Origin of the sequence: Archangium sp., assembly GCF_045802675.1 — a bacterium.
Classification (GTDB): domain Bacteria; phylum Myxococcota; class Myxococcia; order Myxococcales; family Myxococcaceae; genus Archangium.
In genome coordinates, this window is sequence record NZ_JBJMQO010000126.1 from 21565 (window position 1) to 40746 (window position 19182).

Consider the following 19182-nt stretch of genomic DNA (forward strand, 5'->3'; position numbering starts at 1 on the left):
GCATCGTGGTTTCCGACAGCAGCAACGCGTCCTGGTTCGGCCGCTACCGTCTGAGTTCGCGCATCGCGACCGGTGGCATGGCAGAGGTGTATCTCGGGCGTCGCATCGAAGAGGACGGTACGCGCGGTCCGGCGGTGGCGGTGAAGCGGCTGCTGCCCCACATGCTCTCGGACCGGCGCATCGTGCAGATGTTCCTCAACGAGGCGCGCATCACCGCCCAGATTCAGCACCCCAACGTCGTCTCCATCCTGGAGCTCGGCGTCGAGGGCTCCGAGCCCTTCATCGTCATGGAGCTGCTCGAGGGCCGCTCCTTCGCCGAGCTGCGCCAGGAGGCCGCCGAGCGCGGCCAGCACGTGCCGCTGGGCATCACCCTGCGCATCCTCGTGGAGGCGTGCCGGGGACTCGACGCCGCCCACCGCGCCGTGGACGCGGAGGGCCGGCCGCTGCGCATCGTCCACCGCGACTTCACCCCGGACAACATCCACGTGGGCGTCAGCGGCACGGTGAAGGTCATCGACTTCGGCATCGCGCGCGCCGAGTCCATCGGCTCCGGCACCGAGCCCGGCACCCTCAAGGGCAAGTTCTTCTACATGTCGCCGGAAATGATTGTCGGCGCCCCGGTCGACCACCGCGCCGACATCTTCGCCGCCGGCGTCATGCTCTACGAGCAGCTCTGTGGCCGCCGGCCCTTCACCGGCCCCACCACCGAGGCCGTGCTCCACCGCATCGCCGAGGGCCAGCTCCGCCCGCCCACCGAGCTCGACCCGTCCGTGCCGCCCGCGTTGGATCGCATCTGCCTCCTGGCGCTCGCCCGAGACCCGAACGCGCGCTTCGAGAGCCTTCACACCTTCACCGAGGCCATCGCGCACGTGGGCGGCGCCGCCGAGCTGGCCTCCCCCGAGCAGGTGGCCGCCTACGTGGAGTCGCTCTTCCCGCTCGATAGCGACCCGAAGCGCCAGGCCCTCCGCCGCGCCCGGCTCGCGGACCCCTCGCAGCCCGCCACCGGCGCGCATCCGGCGGCGCCCGCGAGGCCCTCGGGGCACCTGGCCCCTCCGTCCCCGGCCGCTCCCGCACGGGCCGCGCCGCGAGCAGCGCCCTCCGCCACCGAGGCCCCCCGGACGTCCGCGCCCGCGAAGAAGCGGGGGCTCGTGGTGGCCGCGCTCGGAGGACTGCTCGTGCTGGGTGGTGGAGCCGCCCTGTTCCTGCGCCAGGGCCCGCCGCCCGCCGAGCGCCTCGCCGCCGCCGAGGCCACCACGGACCCCAACGCCCGCCGCTCCGCCCTGAAGGGGCTCGGCGAGGATGAGCGCGCCAACGCGGCCCAGCTCGCCCGGGCCGGTGCGCTGCTGCTCGCCGCGGGCTCGCCCCAGGAGGCGATGGACATGGCCGAGTCCTTCGTCGCGCGCTTCCCCCAGGACCTCGAGGCGCACCTGCTCGCCGCGCGCGCCAGCACCGAGCTGCGCATGGGCCGCCGTGCCGAGCGCGCCATCGAGCAGGCCACCACGCTCTCGCCCGAGGACGTCCGCCCGCCCCTGGCGCTCGCCGAGCTGCGCGAGCGGCAGGGAGACCTGCCCGGTGCCATCACCGCGCTCGCCCAGGCGTACGAGAAGCACCGCCAGGATGCCCAGGTCGCGCCGCGCTACGGCCAGCTGCTGTCCCACAACGGGCAGCTCGAGCAGGCCGCGGAGGTGCTGGGGGCCTGGACGCGCCGCAACGAGGACGCGCGGGCGCTCGCGGAGCTGGGCTTCGTGCGCTACCGCCAGGAGAAGCTGGACGACGCCACCGCGCTGCTGCGCCGGGCGCTGCGCAAGGAGCCACAGCTCGCGCTCGCCCACTACTACCTGGGGGCAGTCCTCTTCCGGCAGGACAACATCTCCGGCGCCGAGCGCGCCTACCGCGAGGCGGACCGGCTCGAGCCCCAGGAGCCGCGGGCCCTCGTCGCGCTCTGTCAGGTGCTCGCCCATGCCGGACGGGTGAACGATGCGGACGCGGTGAAGCGTTCACTGGCGACGCGATTCCCGGAGAAGGCGAAGTCGCTCGCTGCCGAGTGCGCCCCGGCTCACTAGAGCTTCTGGCGCCATGCGCACTCACCCCTTCCCCGTCCTCTGGGCCGCCGCGCTGCTGTTCACCGCCGCGGCCTGCTCCGACAACGACAACGCGCCGGAGACCACGCCGCCGCCCAGTGCTCCGGACTACGGTCCCCCCTCGGGTCCCGCTCCGGCGCCGCTGCCCGAGCGCGCCTCGTGTACCGGGCTCACCGTGGGCCCTGGCACCTATGACTGGACGATTTCCCACCAGGGACGCACCCGGGCCTACCGGATCTTCGTGCCCACGCTCTACGACGCGACGAAGCCCACGCCCGTGGTGCTCTCCTTCCATGGCTACAGCTCCAATGAGCTGGAGCAGGAGGGCCTCAGCCGCATGTCCGAGCAGGCCAACGCCCAGGGCTTCATCGCGGTGTATCCCCGAGGGCTGAACCAGAACGACCTCGCCGGCACCACGGACCCGCGCTACGACGACACGCGCGGCTGGAACGCGGGCGGGTGCTGTGGGCCGTCGCAGATTTCCCGCGTGGACGACGTGGGGTTCGTGGACGCGCTGCTCGCGGAGCTGGACACGCGCGTGTGCCTGGACACCAAGCGCATCTACGCCACCGGCCTGTCCAATGGGGCCTTCTTCTCGTACCGGCTCGCGTGCGAGCGCTCGGGGCAGTTCGCGGCCATCGCGCCCGTGGCGGGCATGGAGTCCTTCGCGCCGTGTGAGCCCGTGCGGCCGGTGTCGGTGATGCACTTCCACGGCACGGGAGACCCGACCATCCGCTACGAGGGCGGCGACAACATCCCCTTCGGCACGCCCTACCCGTCCGCGGCCGATTCAGTGGCGCGCTGGGCGCAGCGAGACGTCTGCACTGGCGGGACGAGCACCACCTATGACCAGGGAGACAGCTCCTGCATCACGTACACCGGGTGCCCGCAGAACGCGGCCGTCACCCTGTGCACCGTGCAGAGTGGCGGCCATACCTGGCCCGGAGGGCTCGTTCCGCCCGACTACGGCTACACCACGCAGGACCTCGACGCGACGGCGGAGATGTGGCGCTTCTTCTCCGACCACCCGCGACCCTGAGACGGCCCCGGGCCCGCACTCCCGGGCTCCGGGCGATGACGCCTGCGGTGGAGGGCATGGCCGCCCGTCTACCCCTTGCCCGTGGAACGGGCGCCCTCCAGCGTTGGGTGTTGGCAACCCCACGCGGGAGGGACGCGTCATGTCCACGAAGGTCGAGCGGCATGGAGGACATCCGGCCTCCTGGCTCCCCACCCTGCTGATGCTCGGGGCCCTGGTACCCGGCTCGGTCCTGGCCGCCGTGGTCCGCACCGGCGACGTGGTGCAGGTGGGCCCCCAGGAGATCATCGACGAGGATCTCTATGCCTTCGGCCGCGTCGTGAACATCCAGGGCACCGTGCGCGGCGACCTCATCACCGCTGGCGAGCAGGTGAGCATCTCCGGCACCGTCGAGGGCGATGTCATGTCCGCCTCCTCGAAGGGCCTGATTTCCAGCCCCGTGCGCGGCAGCCTCCGCGCCGCGGGGAGCGAGCTCATCGTGAGCGCTCCCGTGGGTGGGGATGCGATGCTCGCCGCTGGCAACCTGCGGCTCACCGACAAGGCCCAGGTGAGCAAGGATCTCTACCTCGCCTCCGGGGATGCCACCGTCCAGGCCCCCGTGCAGGGCGAGCTGCGCGCCGCCACGGGCTCCCTCACGCTCTCCTCGCCCGTGGGCCGGGACGCGCACGCCGAGGTGGGCACACTGCGGCTCACCGAGGGCGCGCGCATCAACGGAGACCTGAGCTACCGCAGTGACAAGGACGCACAGCTCGCCTCGGGCGCCGTGGTGACGGGCAATGTGGAGCGGCTCTCGCCCCAGCGCGCTCACGGCCGGGGGGGCGCCCTCGTCGCCTTCTTCTGGGTGCGGTGGCTCGTCGGACTGTTCGCGCTGGGACTGCTGCTCGTGCTCCTCTTCCCCGGCTTCGCGCGCCGTTCGAGCACCCTGCTCCGCCAGCAGCCCCTGCCCAGCCTCGGCTGGGGCGCCGCGCTCTTCGTGGGCATCCCCATCGCCGCCGCCCTCGTCTTCATGGTGGGCCTGCTCGTCGGCGGCTGGTGGATCGGCCTCTTCATCCTCGCCCTCTACGGCCTCGCCGTGGCCCTGAGCTTCCCCGTGGTGGGCATGCTCCTCGGCCAGTGGCTGCTCGAGCGCGTCCACAAGACGGGCCCCCACCTCGTGCTCGCGCTGCTCGTGGGGCTGGTGCTGCTGTCGCTGGTGCGGCTCGTGCCCATTCTGGGCGAGCTCGTCCTGCTGGCTACCGTCCTCTTCGGCCTGGGGGCACTGCTGCTCACCGTGGTGAGGAGCCACCGGCCCACCGGAGCCCCGGTGTGAACCTTCCGGGGCGCGAGTGTCGGGCGCTCGTCGCTCCGGACCCGGGGAACCCACGCGACGCGCTACTCCCACCGGGGGGAATGCGGTACGCAGGGCGTCGCATCCCTGAACAAGGAGCCCCGCCGTGCCCCCGCGCGCCCTCATCATCAACGCCGACGACCTGGGATACGACCCGGCCGTGACTCGCGGCATCCTCCGCTCCATGCAGGAGGGCATCGTCTCCTCGGCCACCTTCATGGTGAACACGCCCTACTCGGAAACAGCCGCCGACGAGGCCCGCGGACTGGCGCTCGGCCTGCACTTCAACCTCGCCCGGGGCCTGCCCATGTGGGCCGCCTTCCCCGACGAGCTCCTCCAGGGCGGGGCCCTCTCCGAGCCGCTCGCCGCGCGCCTCCCGCCGGACGTGGTGGAGGCCGAGGCGCTCGCCCAACTGGAGCGGCTGGACACGCTGCTCGGCCAGCCGGCCACGCACGTGGACGTGCACAAGCATCTGCACCGGCACCCGGGCATCTTCGAGGGCCTGGTACGCGCCGCCCGCACGGCCCGGCTGCCGGTGCGCTCCATCGACGAGGGCATGCGCCGCGCGCTGCGGGCCCAGGGCGTGCCCACCAACGACCACTTCATCGGCGACGCGGGGGCCGAGGCCTACTGGACGGTGGAGCGCCTGGAGCAGCACCTCTCCACGCTGCCCGAGGACGGCGTCATCGAGTTGATGTGCCACCCGGGCTACACGCCCGAGGCCGTGAAGAGCGGCTATTCCCAGCAGCGCGAGGTGGAGCTGGCCACCTTCCTCCACCCGCGGGCCCACATGGCCCTCACGAAGCTGGGACTCGAGCCCACCGACTTCCGCGTCCTCACGCGGGGCGCATAGCCTCCACCGGCGCCCGGGCGGGCAGCGGGGACGCCGCGGGAGCCTCCACCTCGGCCCCATGGCGCAGCAGCGCGAGGAGCTGCTCGGTGGAGAGCGCCGCCGCCCCGTCCGCCTCGGACAGGAGGCTGCTGGCCAGGTCCCGCTTCTCCTCGTGCAGCGCGAGGATGGCCTCCTCGAGGGTGCCCTCGGAGATGAAGCGCATCACCGTGACGGGCTTCGTCTGGCCGATGCGGTGCGCCCGGTCCGTGGCCTGGTCCTCGGCGGCCGGGTTCCACCACGGGTCCAGGTGCAGCACGTGGTCCGCCGCGGTGAGGTTGAGCCCCGTGCCCCCCGCCTTGAGCGAGATGAGGAAGACGTCCCCCTCGCCCCGCTGGAAGGCCGCCACCCGCGTCTCGCGCTCGGCCGCGGGCGTCTGCCCGTCCAGGTACTGCAGCGGCACGTCCCGCGCCTCGAGCGCCTCGCGCGCCAGGGCCAGGTGCTTGACGAACTGGCTGAAGACGAGCGCCCGGCCCCCTCCGGCGCGCACCGCCTCCACCACCTCCAGGAAGCGCTCCAGCTTCGCGGACGGCAGGGGCGAGTCCGCGTCCACCAGCCGCGGGTGGCAGGCCGCGAGCCGCAGCCGGGTGAGCGCCGCCAGCACCGCGAAGCGCTTCTCTGGCCCCTCCGCGTTCTTCAGCCGCACCAGCGCCGCCAGCCGGGTGTCCTCGTACAGCCGGCGCTCGCCCTCGGAGAGGGTGACGGGCACCACCGTCTCCACACGGGGCGGCAGCTCGCGCGCCACCTCCGCCTTGGTGCGCCGCAGCAGGAAGGGCCGCACCACCCGCGCCAGCGCCGCGCGCGCATTCGCGTCCCTCGTGCGCTCGATGGGGGCGGCGAAGCGCTCGCGGAAGGACTCGCGGCTGCCGAGCAACCCGGGGAAGACGAGCCGGTAGAGGCTCCACAGCTCCGACAGGCGGTTCTCCACCGGCGTGCCCGAGAGGGCCACGCGCGCCTCGGCCTTCAGGGCCCGCACCGCCTTGGCCCGGGCGGTGTCCGGATTCTTCACCGCCTGGGCCTCGTCCAGCACCAGCGTGGCGAAGGACACGGCGGCGAAGCGCTCGGCCTCGCGCATGAGCAGCGTGTAGCTCACCACCACCACGTCCCCAGCGCCCAGGCCGGAGAGCAGCGACTCGCGCTCGGCCTCGCGGTAGGCGTGCACCTTCAGCGAGGGAGCGAAGCGCTCCGCCTCGCGCGCCCAGTTGAAGCACACCGAGGTGGGCGCCACCACCAGCGCCGGCCCCGCCTTCGCGCGGTGCAGCAGCAGCGCGAGCGCCTGCAGCGTCTTGCCCAACCCCATGTCGTCCGCGAGGCACCCACCCCCGCCCCAGGCCGCCAGACGCGCCATCCAGACGAAGCCCTCGCGCTGGTAGTCGCGCAGCTCGGCCTTCAGGCTTTTGGGCACGGGCACCTCCATCCGCTGTGCCTCGCGGATGCGCCCGGCCAGCCGGCGCCAGTCCGGGGGCGCGCGCACCTCGGCCCCCGCCTCGGCCAGGGAGTCCAGCACGGGCGCCGCCGCCGCGCTCACCTCCCACCGGCCGCGCGAGGCATGCGCCAGGTCCGCCAGGGGCGAGAGCTGCTCGCGCAGGGCCTCGGTGAGCCGCAGCCAGCGGCCCGGCCCCAGCGGCACGTAGCGCCGCCCGCGCCGCAGCGAGTCCAGCAGCACGGCCAGCTCCACGCGCTCGCCCTCCAGCTCCACGCCGCCCTTCACGCCGAACCAGTCCCGCTCCCGCTCCACCACCACCTTCAGGCCCTGTGCGTCCGGCGAGCGCACCACCCGCCACGGGTGCTCCTCCCACTCCACGCGCAGGGAAGGCCCCGTCAGCGGCTCCAGCCGCTCGAGGAAGCCCAGCGCCTCCTCCGGCCCCTCCAGCTCGAAGCGGGCGTGCTCCTCCAGCGGCACCTCCAGCCGCTCCACCAGCGCGGCCACCTCGGCGCGCTCGGCCTCCAGGTTCCTCCGGACCCGCACGCGCTCGCCACCGCGCAGGCCGCGCACGACGTCGGCGCCTTCTCCCGGCACCAACGGGGGGACCTCGGACAGGGGCCGCACGCGCAACACGCCCTCCAGGCTCTCCGCCCCCGTGGGCCGCAGCCGCAGCAGCAGCCCGGGCACGGCCGGCACCTCGCGCGCCTCCATCGAGGGCGGCAGCACGAGGGGAAAGGCGGACTCCACCCCGCCCAGGTGGCGCAGCAGCTCCCCGCGTGACGCCTCGGGCAGCCGCCCCCCGTGCACCACCACGGACTCCAACACCGCCAGCGCCTCGGGGGTGGCGGACACCAGAGAGAGCCGCGACGCCTCCGGCTCCAGGAGCAACCAGGGCCGGGGCGCATGCCGGGCCACCATGCCCTCCACCGCGCGCGGAGACACGGGCGTGCCCCCGACGGCGGGCCGGACGCGCAGCCCCTCCTCCGCCTCCTCCAGCACGAAGCCGAGCGGCACTTCGCGCACCCGCAGCGGCGCGTCCAGCCGCGACGCGTGCACCAGGCGGGGGCTGTGCGCCAGCAACCGCAGCGCCTGCACGAGGAAGTGGCGCCGCTCCTCCCCCCGGTACAGCGGGACGGCGCGGCACAGCGTGAAGGCCTCCACCTCCTCGGGCGACGAGAGGCTGGCCCGCGCCTCGCTCTCGTCTCGAGGCACCACCGGAGTCCCCTTGGACCAGCCGCCGCGCTTGAGGGACCGGTGGAGGTAGGGCCGCAGGTGGGGCGCTCCCGCCTCCAGGCCCTCCAGCCGGAAGGAGACGGAGAGGGCGGGCGCGGGGGCCTTCTGGCCGATGCGCGCCATCCGCTGCGCCTTCTCCATCGCCTGGAGCAGACGCTGGCCCGGCACCACGAAGAGACGCTCGGCGAGCCGCGCGTTCTCCCGGGCCCGCCCCCGCTCCCCGAGGGCGCCCAGCAGCGCATCCACCGCGGACAGCGCATGCACGCAGCGCGCGAGGCCCGTCCCGCCACAGGCCTGACAGCTCACGGCCTCCTCGCCCTCGAGCAGCCGCGGCAGGTCCATCCGTACGCAGGGGCTCGCATGGGCGTCATGCGTCAACGCACCGGTGGCGCGCGGAAGCTCGTGGGCATGCACCACGAACGGCGTGGCCTCCTCCTGCGGGAAGAGGAGCTGGAGCTCGCTGGGGGAGAACAGCCGGGGCACGGCGTGCTCGCGGATGCGGGCGCGCACCTGCCCCAGCACCTGGACGAGCGGCACGAGCCGGGCGTCCGTGGGCACCGGCGGCCCGGAGTCCTGGCGCTCCCGCTCGAGCCCCCGGCGCACCCGCCGTGCCTCCGCTTCCAACAAGGTCCACGCGGCCTGTTCGAGCGTGGCGCGGGTGCTGGCGGACAAGAAGGGCAGCTCCAGTTGCGCGCTCCCGTCCACCAGCGACACGACGGGAACGGAGTCGAACATGTACATCCGGTGGAGCACGCCGAAGTTGGGCGGGAGGTAGGGCTCCAACGCGGAGACGCGGACGCGGCTCAGGTGGGTGACCTGGTGCGTCTCCAACCACCGCTGCACGTCCTCCGGGGTGCGCGGCCACTCCACCACCGGGGCGGGAGCGGCCGGAGGGGCCTTGTCCTCGGGCGAGAGGACCGCGAGGAGGGCCAGGCCGAGCGCCACCGCGTGCTCGCACGTGCCGCTCTCGAGGAAGTGGGGGCACTGGCAGTCGAGCCCCAGGCCGTCCTCATCGGCGCTCACCCGCACGGCGAGCCGCACACCGCCTCGTCCTCGCACCACCCCCTGGAGGCTCTCCCCCTCCACGGCCCAGCTCAGCACCCGCCCCCGGCTCATGAGCGAGGTCCCTTTGGACAACACCTCGTCTCCGGCCAGCTCGCGCAACTCCTCCCGCGACAGCCAGCGCCCCAGCAGGGGCCCAGGGCGGGGAGGTGACTTCTTCAGTGGTTCTCCCGACATGACCTCCAAGATAACGTCCGGGCACGTGTCTGTCTTCTGTTCCGTGAAGGGACTCACGGATGCCGGGTGCTCGGCCGTGGGAGCATCCGCTCCACGCGGGGCCGCTCGACCCGGGAGGTGGGGAGGGCCTCGCGTGAAGCGTGAGGTAGGAAGGAGTGACGGCACGCCCCGTGCGGGCCGGAGGGAGCGCGAGGTCCTCCGGCCCACGGAGCGCGGGGAGGCTAGCCGTTCACCTTCTTCCACGAGGGACGGGTGCTGATGCGCTGCCACCAGGACTTCACGAAGGGGCGCTCGGTGATGAGGGTGCCCTGGGGGGTGACCGAGAGGTACTGCAGGTAGGGCAGCCAGGAGATGTCCGCGAGCGAGAACGTGTCGCCGGCGAGGTAGGCCTGCGAGCGCAGGGCCCGGTCCACGACGTCGAGCGCCTTGGCGGCCTGGTCCCGGCCCTTGTTCACCTTGTCCATGTCGGGCTTGCCGCCGCCGCGCATCTGCTTCATGAGCATCTCCATGACGATCGCCATGCAGTGCGGCGTGAAATAGGACTGCTCGACGCTGAGCCACTGCTCCATGCGGCCGAGCGAGGGCAGATCGCTCGGGATGAGCTTGTTGCCCGGCAGCTTCGCGTCGAGGTAGCGGATGATGGCGCGCGACTCGTACATGGAGAAGCCGTCATCCTCGAGGTAGGGGACGACGCCGAAGGGGTGCTTCGCCACGTAGTCGGGCGACTTCTGCTGGCCCGTGCCGAGGTCGATGAGGACGAACTGGGCCTCGTGACCCTTCTCGGCGAGCGTGGTGAGGACCTTGCGGGTACAGGTGCTCATCGGATGACCGTAAAGCTTCATGCGTGTTCCTCCAGTGGGGTGGAAGCGGCGCGAAGCTATAAGAGTCCCCCGGGGGTTGCGCTAGCCTTCCGAGCCATGGACCGGAAGCGCACAGTCGGGCTGCTCTTCGTCGTGCTGGTGCTCGTGGGTGGGTTGTTCCTGCTGCTGCGAGGGAGCGGCGGGGAACCGAAGCCCGAGGCCTCCCGGACCGGAGGAGCCACGGCCCCGGCGGCACCCGCGCCCGCGCGCGCCGAGACTCCCCCCGCCCCGGAGCCGGCCCATGCCGCGCCCTCGCGCCTGGTGCCCGCCACGAGCACCGAGGACAAGACCGAGCCTCGGGGCTCCTTCGAGGGACGCGTCATCTCGGCGACGACGGGAGAGGGAGTGGAGGGCGCCGAGCTGACCTTCGCCGGAGAGGGAGGCGCGACGTCGGCGCGCACGGATGCGGAGGGACGGTTCCGGCTCGTGCTGAACACGCCGGGCACGTGGCAGCTCGCGGTGGTGACGGCGCGAGGCTACCTGCCCTTCGGCCCCGAGTGGGGACAGAGCCCCGTCCGCTTCACGGCCGTGCCGGGCCAGCGCATCTCGGACCTGGTGCTCGCGCTGACGCCCGAGGTGGAGCTGCTGGGCCGGGTGGAGGACGCGCAGGGGCAGCCGGTGCAGGGAGCGCAGGTGCGCGTGCTGACGGGGCGGGGCGGCGAGTCGGTGCTCTTCCCGACGCCGGATCTCTACACCTCGGATGCGAAAGGGGAGTTCCGCTTCCACGCCCCCGAGGGAGCCGCCGTGGAGGCCCGCCACCCGGCCCATGCCTCCGCGAGGGCCGAGGTGACGCGCACGGCCATGCTGACGCGCAAGGTGGTGCTGAAGCTGGTCAAGCACGTGGGGCTCGCGGCGGCGGTGCCGGGCAAGCCGCTGGAGGGGCTCGTGGTGGACGAGAGCGGAGCGGCGGTGACGGGAGCGCTGGTGTCGGTGAGCTCGGCCGCGAGCGCCTGGCCGCGCAGGTACGGCGACGAGCTCGGCTACGAGCGGGTGACGGACGCGGAGGGGCGATTCAGCGTCGAGGACCTGGCGCCGGGGAAATACGACGTCACCGCGAGACTCATGGGGCTGGCGCCCGGACAGCTGCGGGATGTGGAGGCGGGCCGGACGGATCTGCTGCTGAGGCTCTCGCAGGGGACGAGGCTGGTGGGCACGGTGCGCGACGGGGCCACGGGCAAGCCAGTGCCCTCGTTCAGCCTGGGCGTGGACACGAGGCGGGGTCCGCTGCAGCGCGAGTCCTTCGTGCAGCTCTCGTTCATCGACGCCCAGGGCCGCTACTCGGTCTCGGGAGTCCCACCCGGAAGCTACCTGGTGCAGGTGGCCGCGCACGGCTACGCGCCCGCGGAGGCCACAGTGGAGGTGCCGGAAGGCTCGGGACCGGTGACGGCGGACTTCTCGCTCGAGCGCGGGGCGAGGATGACGGGGCGCGTGGTGGAAGACGGCACGGAGCTTCCGCTGGAGCGCGCACGCATCACCGTCGAGGGCTTGGGGGCGGAGGGAGCGCTGTCCGTGCGCTACGACGCGCTGACGGATGCCCAGGGCAACTTCACGCTGGACGGGTTGCCCTCGGGCGAGGTGTCGCTATTCGTCTCCGCCGACAAGCATCACAGCCGGATCATCTCGGGCGTCACGGTGCGCGGAGACACCACGCCGCCGAGGACGATCGAGCTGCGGCCGACGGAGGAGGGCGAGGAGCCGCAGGTGGAGCTGGTGGGAATCGGAGCGGTGCTGGCGGCGCGAGAGGACGCGCTGGTACTGGGCCAGGTCTTTCCAGGAGGAGGCGCGGACGAGGCGGGGCTGACCACGGGGGACAGCATCGTGCGCATCAACGGGCGTCCGGTGGTGGAGTTGGGCTTCACGAACGCCGTGCAGAGCATCCGAGGCCCCGAGGGCAGCAAGTTGGTGCTCGGGGTGCGCAGAGCGGGCGCGGTGGGCACGGAAGGGAACCCGGCGCCCGTGGTGGACATCACCGTGACACGTCGACGCCTCCGCCTGTAGGGAGCAGGGCACGAATCAAGGGTGTTGAATGGATGGCCTACCGAGCCCGCATGTGAACGTGTACACGACGAGATTCATTGCTCTGCTGTCCGCCATGGCGATGGCTGGCATCGGGTGCGTCCACTCACGACAGCCTGAAACCCGAGCCCATGTCATCTCCGAGGATGCGCATGGAGTCGGCATCGCACTTGGAACGGGTGGCGCTGGTGATCGTGACTGTCAGGCGGAGCACGAAGAGTGCTTCAGGGAATGCTGGAAGAAAAGCCGCCCGCCGTATCCCCACAAACACGACGAATGGTATTACAAGCGTTGTACCAGCGATTGCAGCAAGGCCTACAACGAGTGCGTCGATGCTCAGGAAGAAGCAGAAGGCGTGAGGAAATTAGAGTTCTCGCGCATCGACCAGGCGATTGAATGGATCAGGAACAACAAGGCCAAAGTCGCACTTGGAACCGTCGTCATTGTCGCTGGTGCCGCCTTTGTCATCACAACAGGCGGCTCCGGTGCGCTGATCCTGGCTCCTCTTGCTTTCTGATCAGGTGCACCCATGAGCTACAACTCGAACTTTGACGTGGACTCGGTCCTGGAACTCCTTGGGACCGTAAACGAGAAGTATCAGGATGGTTCACCCGAAGACGAGGCGCTCCGGATCGCCGCGGTAGCGCTGCTCTACGTCCGCGATATCCAGAAGTTGGATGAGTACCGCGAATATTTTCGCAAGTTCTACACCCCCGCCATCGAGTCGGTCATCGTCTCGCAGACGTTCGCAACGCGAGAAGAGGCGGATGCGTGGCTCGCCAGTGGAAAGGCCAGCGAGGACGAACTCGTCAGAATCGCTGGCCAGGGCTTCCGCGTCATCACCGCGCGGAAGGGGAAGGGGTTGATCTTCCTCCGCACGCCCCTGCCGGAAGAGATGGAGTAACCCCTCACGGACTACTCCATCCTGGCGCGAACCGGGCTCAGCCGAACACGCAATCCTTGCCCTTCGTCGGCAGCGCGGAGGTGTCCCGCGACAGGTACGTGTCGACGGCCTTCGCCGCCTCGCGTCCGTCCGACAGCGCCCAGACGATGAGGCTCGCGCCCCGGCTCGCGTCGCCCGCGCAGAACACGCCGTCCGCCGATGTGGCGAAGCCCGCGTCCACCTGCACGTTGCCTCGCGGCGAGAGCTTCACGCCCAACTCCTCCGCCAGCCGCCCCGTGTCCGGCCCCGTGAAGCCCATGGCCAGCACCAGCAGGTCCACCTCGTAGACCGTCTCCGAGCCGGGCACCTCCACCAGCCGCGGTGCTCCACCCGCGTCGCGCTGCAACTCCACCCGCACCGCGTGCAGCGCCTGGAGCTTCCCGTCCTTGCCCACCAACTGCTTCGTCATCAGCCCGAACTCGCGCGCCCCACCCTCCTCCTGGCTCGACGAGGTCCGGAAGATGAGCGGCCAGCGCGGCCACGGGTTGCCCTCGGCGCGCACCTTCGGCGGCGCGGGCATCAGCTCCACCTGCGTCACGTTCGCCGCGCCCTGCCGCAACGCCGTGCCCAGACAGTCCGAGCCCGTGTCTCCTCCGCCCAGGATGAGCACCCGCCTCCCCGCCGCGTCCAGCCGGGGCTCGCGCGTGGCCCCTCCCGCCACCACCCGGTTCTGGTGCTCCAGGTACTCCATCGCCGGCACCACGCCCGACAGCTCGCGCCCCGGCACCTCGAGCTCCCTCGCGCGCCTCGCACCCATCGCCAGCACCACCGCGTCGTACTGCTCGCGGAGCGCCTGGAAGCCCGGCTCGCGGCCCACGTCCACACCGCAGCGGAACTCCACGCCCTCGGCCTCCATCAGCTTCAGCCGCCGCTCCAGCACTCCCTTGTCCAGCTTGAAGTCGGGAATGCCGTAGCGCAGCAGACCTCCGGCCTTGTCATCCCGCTCGTACACCGTGACGCTGTGCCCCGCCTGGTTGAGCTGTGCCGCCGCCGCCAGCCCCGCCGGCCCCGAGCCCACCACCGCTACGCGCTTGCCCGTGCGGTTCGCCGGAGGCCGCGGCTTCACCCAGCCCTCCGCGAAGGCCCGCTCGATGATCTCCTTCTCCATCTGCTCGATGGCCACGGGGTCCTGATCGATGTTCAGGACGCAGGCGGACTCGCACGGCGCGGGGCACAGCCGGCCGGTGAACTCGTGGAAGTTGTTGGTTCCGCTCAGCGCGAGGAAGGCTTCCTTCCACTTGCCCCGGTACACCGCGTCGTTGAACTCGGGGATGGGATTGCCCAGCGGACAGCCCTGGTGACAGAAGGGCACGCCACAGTCCATGCACCGCCCCGCCTGGCGCTTCGCCTCGTCGGCGGAGAGCGGGAGCACGAACTCGCGCGAGTCCCCTACCCGCTCGGACTTCTCCCGCTTGGGGGCGGGCACGCGCTGCCACTCCATGAAACCCGTCGTCTTGCCCATGACTAGCCCTCCCCTCCCACGACCTGGAGACGCGGAGCCGCGGCCGGAGGCGGCTTGCGGGCCGCCCGGCGAGCCTGGAGCACGCGCTTGTAGTCGGTGGGCATGACCTTCACGAACTGCGGCACCATCAGCTCCCAGTTGTCGAGCACCCGTCTGGCCAGCGTGCTCCCCGTGTGGTGCAGGTGCCGTTCAATCATCCCGTGCACGAGCCAGATTTCCGACTCGTCCACCAGCGACTCCAGTTCCACCATCTCCAGGTTGCAACGCTGGCGGAAGGAGCGCTCGCGGTCGAGCACGAAGGAGAGGCCTCCGCTCATGCCCGCGGCGAAGTTGCGCCCGGTGGGGCCGAGCACCACCACCACGCCACCCGTCATGTACTCGCAGCCGTGGTCACCCACGCCCTCGACGACGGCCTGGGCGCCGCTGTTGCGCACCGCGAAGCGCTCGCCCGCGAGCCCGCGCAGGTACACCTCGCCGGCCGTGGCGCCGTAGAGGACGGTGTTGCCCACCAGCACGTTCTCCTCGGGGACGAAGCGGCTGTCATGCGGTGGGTAGACGATGACGCGTCCACCGGAGAGCCCCTTGCCGAGGTAGTCGTTGGCATCTCCCTCCAGCTCGAGCGTCACGCCGCTGGCGAGGAACGCGCCGAAGCTCTGTCCGGCCGAGCCCTGCAGCCGGATGCGCAGCTGTCCATCCGGCAGGCCCCGGGCCCCATACCGCTTCGCGATCTCACCCGAGAGCATGGCGCCCACGGCGCGGTGCGTATTGGCCACGGGCCGCACCAGGAGCGTGGGCGCTCCGCCCTCCAGCGACACCTTCGCGTGCTGGAGGAGCTCATGGTCCAGGTGGTCCGACACGTCCTTGGCCTGGGCCGAGTCGCAGCGCCGGGGCTCATCGGCATCGGCGGCGGGCCGCACCAGCAGGGCGGACAGGTCCACCCGCTTCGCCTTCCAGTGCTGCGTGGAGTGCCGCTGCCGCAGCAGGTCCACGCGGCCCACCAGCTCGCCGAGCCGGCGCACACCGAGCGCGGCCATCTGCCGCCGCAGGTCCTCGGCGACCATGAGGAAGAAGTTCACCACGTGCTCGGGCTTGCCGTGGAAGCGCTCGCGCAGGCCCGCGTCCTGGGTGGCGATGCCCACCGAGCACGTATTGAGGTGGCACTTGCGCAGCATGATGCACCCGAGCGCGATGAGGCTCGCGGTGGCCATGCCGAACTCCTCGGCGCCGAGCAGCGTGGCGACGAGCACGTCCCGGGCGGTGCGCAGGCCGCCGTCCACCTGCACGCGGATGCGTCCGCGCAGCCCGTTGTGCACCAGCACCTGCTGCGCCTCGGCGAGCCCCAGCTCCCAGGGCAGGCCCGCGTGCTTGATGCTGGAGATGGGCGAGGCGCCCGTGCCGCCCTCGTAGCCGGAGATGACCACGGCCCCGGCGCCGGCCTTGGCCACGCCCGCGGCGATGGTGCCCACGCCCACCTCGCTCACCAGCTTCACGCTCACCCGCGCCGCCGGGTTCACCGACTGCAGGTCATAGATGAGCTGCGCCAGGTCCTCGATGGAGTAGATGTCGTGGTGCGGCGGCGGCGAGATGAGCGTCACGCCCGGCGTGGACCAGCGCACGCGGGCAATCCGCTCGTCCACCTTGTGGCCCGGGAGCTGTCCGCCCTCGCCGGGCTTGGCGCCCTGGGCCATCTTGATTTGCAGCTCCACGGCATTGACGAGGTACTCGGTGGTGACGCCGAAGCGCGCGCTCGCCACCTGCTTGATGGCGCTGCGCCGCAGATCTCCATTCTCGTCCGGCGCGTAGCGGCGCGACTCCTCACCGCCCTCGCCGCTGTTGGAGCGCCCGCCCAGCCGGTTCATCGCGATGGCCAGCGTCTCGTGGGCCTCGGCGCTGATGGAGCCGAAGGACATGGCGCCGGTGACGAAGCGCCGGACGATCTCCAGGGCCGGCTCCACCTCCTCCAGCGGCACGGGGGTGCGGCCCTCCGCCGCCACGTCCAGGAGCCCGCGCAGGTTGCAGTGCTCGCGCGTCTCGTCGTCCGCCAGCTTCGAGTACTCGGCGAAGAGGGCGGTGTCATTCGTGCGCGCCGCCTGCTGCAGCTTCGCGATGGTGGCCGGGTTCCACTTGTGCGTCTCGCCCCGGCGGCGCCACTGGTACAGGCCGCCCACGGGGAGCTGCTCGGAGGCGTGCTCGGCCGCCTCGCCGAAGCCGCGCACGTGCCGCTCGAGCACCTCGCGCCCCAGCTCCGGCAGGCCCACGCCCTCCACCCGCGAGGACGTCCCGGTGAAGTGCTTCTCCACCAACCGCCGCTCCAGGCCCACCACCTCGAAGAGCTGCGAGCCGCGGTAGGACTGCAGCGTGGAGATGCCCATCTTGGACATCACCTTGAGCAGGCCCTCCTCCACCGCGTGGATGAAGTTCTCCTGGGCCTTCTCGTGGTCCACCGGCAGCTCGCCCGCCTCGGCCAGGGCACGCAGCGAGTCCAGCGCCAGGTACGGGTTCACCGCCGAGACGCCGTAGCCGAAGAGACACGCGAAGTGGTGCACCTCGCGCGCCTCGGCCGTCTCCAGCACGAGGCCCGTGTACATGCGGATGCCGTCGCGCACGAGCCGCTGGTGCACCGCCGACACGGCCAGCAGCGCGGGAATGGGCGCATGCGCCGAGTCCACACCGCGGTCACTCAGCACGAGGATGCTCGCGCCCTCGTCCACCGCCTCCACCGCGCGGGTGCACAGCGCCTCGAGCGCCTCCTCCAGCGCGGCCTCGCCGCCCGTCACCGGGTAGAGGAGGCTCAGCTGGTACGTCTCGAAGACGCCCTCGTTGCTGATGGCGGCCAGCTTCGCCAGCTGCCCGTTGGTGAGGATGGGGCCCGGCAGCGACAACCGGTGGCACTGGTCCGGTGTCTCCTCGAAGGTGTTGCCATCCGGCCCCAGCCCCGTGGCGAGCGTCATCACCAGCGACTCGCGGATGGGGTCGATGGGCGGGTTGGTCACCTGCGCGAAGAGCTGGTGGAAGTAGTTGAAGAGCGTGGGGGCCTGATCGCTGAGCACGGCGAGCGGCGTGTCCGTGCCCATGGAGCCCACCGGCTCCTTGCCCGTCTCGGCCATGGGGCGCAGCACCAGCCGCACGTCCTCGTCCGAGTAGCCGAAGGCGCGCTGCAGCCGCCACAGCTCCTCGCCGCCCAGGCGCGTGGGCGCGGGCACCGTGGGCAGGTCGTCGAAGGTGAAGACGTTGCGCTCCAGCCACTTGCGGTACGGCCAGCGCGAGGTGATGTCGCTCTTCACCTCCTCGTCCTCGAGGATGCGGCCCTCCTCGGTGTCCACCAGCAGCATGCGGCCCGGGGTGAGGCGGCCCTTGCGGCGCACCTGGGAAGCGGGCACGTCGATGACGCCCGTCTCCGAGGCGAGGATGATGCGGTCGTCCTCGGTGACGAGGTAGCGCGCGGGGCGCAGGCCGTTGCGGTCCAGCGTGGCGCCGATGAGCTGCCCGTCCGAGAAGGCGATGGCGGCCGGCCCGTCCCACGGCTCCAGCAGCGCGCTGGAGTACTCGTAGAAGGCGCGCCGCTCGTCGCTCATGAGCGTGTGGCCCTCCCACGCCTCGGGGATCATCATCATCATGGCGTGGGGCAGCGGGCGGCCACCGAGGCACAGCAGCTCCACCATGTTGTCGAACTGCGCCGAGTCGCTCTTGCCCGGGACGATGATGGGGAAGAGGGGCTCGAGGCTGCCGCCGAACTTCGCCGACTGGAGCAGGCCGCGCCGGGCGTTCATCCAGTTGCGGTTGCCGCGCAGCGTGTTGATTTCGCCGTTGTGCGCGATGTAGCGGAAGGGCTGGGCGAGCTCCCAGGTGGGGAAGGTGTTGGTGGAGAAGCGCGAGTGCACCAGGCCCAGGGCGCTGACGAACTCGGGGTGCTGCAAGTCCACGTAGAAGCGCGGCAACTGCCGGGGCAGGAGCAGGCCCTTGTAGATGAGCGTCTCGGCCGAGAAGCTGGCCACGTGGAACTGGCCCTCGGGGTCCAGGCCACGGTCGTTGATGCGGCGCTCGGCGAGCTTGCGGATGCGGAACAGCTTGCGCTCGAAGGCGCTGGGCACCACGCGGCGGCGGGCCACGAAGAGCTGGCGGATGACAGGGGCGCTCTCGCGCGCGAGCCGGCCCAGGTACGAGGGCTCCACGGGCACGTCGCGCCAGCCGAGCACGCGCTGGCCCTCGTCGGCGGCCACCTGCTCCAGGGCGGCCTCGCAAGCGATGCGCGACTCCTCGTCCGAGGGCAGGAACACCATGGCCACGCCGTACTGGCGGCGGGGGGGCAGCACGAAGCCCAGGCGCTCGCGCTCGAAGAAGCGGTGGGGGAGCTGCACGAGGATGCCGGCGCCATCCCCCGTCTCGGGGTCCTTGCCCGCCGCGGCCCGGTGGCTCAGCCGGTTGAGCAGCTCCAGCGCGTCCTCGACGATGCCGCGCGATTTCTCGCCGCGAATGTGGGCCACGAAGCCCACGCCACAGGCGTCATGCTCGGTGTCCGGTTCATACAGTCCATAGCGGCCCGGGCCCTGGTGCGGCATCAGCACTCTCCTCGCGGCGGGTAAACCCCGCTGACGCGTGGAGTCTAATGCACCGTGTCAAGGCCGGTAAGCAGACAGTTCGAGCGTGGGTCGATTGCAAGCGCCGAGGGC

11 protein-coding genes are annotated in these 19182 nt (G+C 71.7%); 7 read left to right on the top strand and 4 right to left on the bottom strand.

The window, feature by feature from the left end:
• Positions 1-50: 50 nt before the first annotated feature.
• From ACJ8AN_RS34840 to ACJ8AN_RS34855, 4 genes are all read left to right on the top strand, one after another.
• Positions 51-2063 (top strand): protein kinase domain-containing protein, encoded by a 2013-nt coding sequence (locus ACJ8AN_RS34840; RefSeq protein ID WP_407759923.1) that lies wholly within the window; start codon positions 51-53, stop codon positions 2061-2063.
• Positions 2064-2076: 13 nt separating this feature from the next.
• A complete protein-coding gene (locus ACJ8AN_RS34845) occupies positions 2077-3120 on the top strand; it encodes an alpha/beta hydrolase family esterase (RefSeq protein WP_407759879.1) in 1044 nt (347 codons plus the stop codon).
• A gap of 139 nt (positions 3121-3259) precedes the next feature.
• Positions 3260-4426, top strand: coding sequence for a hypothetical protein (locus ACJ8AN_RS34850; RefSeq protein ID WP_407759880.1), 1167 nt, complete (start codon positions 3260-3262; stop codon positions 4424-4426).
• A gap of 124 nt (positions 4427-4550) precedes the next feature.
• Positions 4551-5297 (top strand): carbohydrate deacetylase, encoded by a 747-nt coding sequence (locus ACJ8AN_RS34855; RefSeq protein ID WP_407759881.1) that lies wholly within the window; start codon positions 4551-4553, stop codon positions 5295-5297.
• On the opposite strand, the gene ACJ8AN_RS34860 is transcribed toward ACJ8AN_RS34855, so the two are convergent.
• Together ACJ8AN_RS34860 and ACJ8AN_RS34865 are read right to left on the bottom strand one after the other, a co-directional pair.
• Complete coding sequence (locus ACJ8AN_RS34860; protein ID WP_407759882.1) at positions 5281-9231, bottom strand: SNF2-related protein; 3951 nt, start codon at positions 9229-9231, stop codon at positions 5281-5283. The two genes, ACJ8AN_RS34855 and ACJ8AN_RS34860, sit on opposite strands and share 17 nt — an antisense overlap.
• Before the next feature lie 221 nt (positions 9232-9452).
• A complete protein-coding gene (locus ACJ8AN_RS34865; protein ID WP_407759883.1) occupies positions 9453-10073 on the bottom strand; it encodes a glutathione S-transferase family protein in 621 nt (206 codons plus the stop codon).
• A gap of 75 nt (positions 10074-10148) precedes the next feature.
• On the opposite strand from ACJ8AN_RS34865, the gene ACJ8AN_RS34870 reads away from it, so the two are divergent.
• Genes ACJ8AN_RS34870 through ACJ8AN_RS34880 form a run of 3 tightly spaced genes read left to right on the top strand, consistent with a single transcriptional unit; the run spans position 10149 to position 13011 of the window.
• On the top strand, positions 10149-12089 hold the full coding sequence (locus tag ACJ8AN_RS34870; RefSeq protein ID WP_407759884.1) for a carboxypeptidase regulatory-like domain-containing protein: 1941 nt from the start codon (positions 10149-10151) through the stop codon (positions 12087-12089).
• Between the two features lie 52 nt (positions 12090-12141).
• A complete protein-coding gene (locus ACJ8AN_RS34875; RefSeq protein WP_407759885.1) occupies positions 12142-12624 on the top strand; it encodes a hypothetical protein in 483 nt (160 codons plus the stop codon).
• 12 nt (positions 12625-12636) lie between these two features.
• Positions 12637-13011 carry a hypothetical protein gene (locus tag ACJ8AN_RS34880; protein WP_407759886.1) on the top strand — a complete coding sequence of 125 codons (375 nt, stop codon included), beginning with the start codon at positions 12637-12639 and terminating at the stop codon, positions 13009-13011.
• Between the two features lie 37 nt (positions 13012-13048).
• On the opposite strand, the gene ACJ8AN_RS34885 is transcribed toward ACJ8AN_RS34880, so the two are convergent.
• Positions 13049-14512, bottom strand: coding sequence for a glutamate synthase subunit beta (locus ACJ8AN_RS34885; protein ID WP_407759887.1), 1464 nt, complete (start codon positions 14510-14512; stop codon positions 13049-13051).
• A 2-nt stretch (positions 14513-14514) separates the two neighbouring features.
• The gene (gene gltB / locus ACJ8AN_RS34890) at positions 14515-19071 is read right to left on the bottom strand and encodes a glutamate synthase large subunit (RefSeq protein ID WP_407759888.1); all 4557 of its coding nucleotides are present in this window, start codon (positions 19069-19071) and stop codon (positions 14515-14517) included.
• Positions 19072-19182: the final 111 nt, after the last annotated feature.

Bases quoted from the DNA above. Each gene is read 5' to 3' on its own strand.
- ACJ8AN_RS34845 (WP_407759879.1), top strand. From the start codon at position 2,077: ATGCGCACTCACCCCTTCCCCGTCCTCTGGGCCGCCGCGCTGCTGTTC.
- ACJ8AN_RS34850 (WP_407759880.1), top strand. From the start codon at position 3,260: ATGTCCACGAAGGTCGAGCGGCATGGAGGACATCCGGCCTCCTGGCTC.
- ACJ8AN_RS34860 (WP_407759882.1), bottom strand. From the start codon at position 9,231: ATGTCGGGAGAACCACTGAAGAAGTCACCTCCCCGCCCTGGGCCCCTG.
- ACJ8AN_RS34865 (WP_407759883.1), bottom strand. From the start codon at position 10,073: ATGAAGCTTTACGGTCATCCGATGAGCACCTGTACCCGCAAGGTCCTC.
- ACJ8AN_RS34870 (WP_407759884.1), top strand. From the start codon at position 10,149: ATGGACCGGAAGCGCACAGTCGGGCTGCTCTTCGTCGTGCTGGTGCTC.
- ACJ8AN_RS34880 (WP_407759886.1), top strand. From the start codon at position 12,637: ATGAGCTACAACTCGAACTTTGACGTGGACTCGGTCCTGGAACTCCTT.
- ACJ8AN_RS34885 (WP_407759887.1), bottom strand. From the start codon at position 14,512: ATGGGCAAGACGACGGGTTTCATGGAGTGGCAGCGCGTGCCCGCCCCC.
- gltB (WP_407759888.1), bottom strand. From the start codon at position 19,071: ATGCCGCACCAGGGCCCGGGCCGCTATGGACTGTATGAACCGGACACC.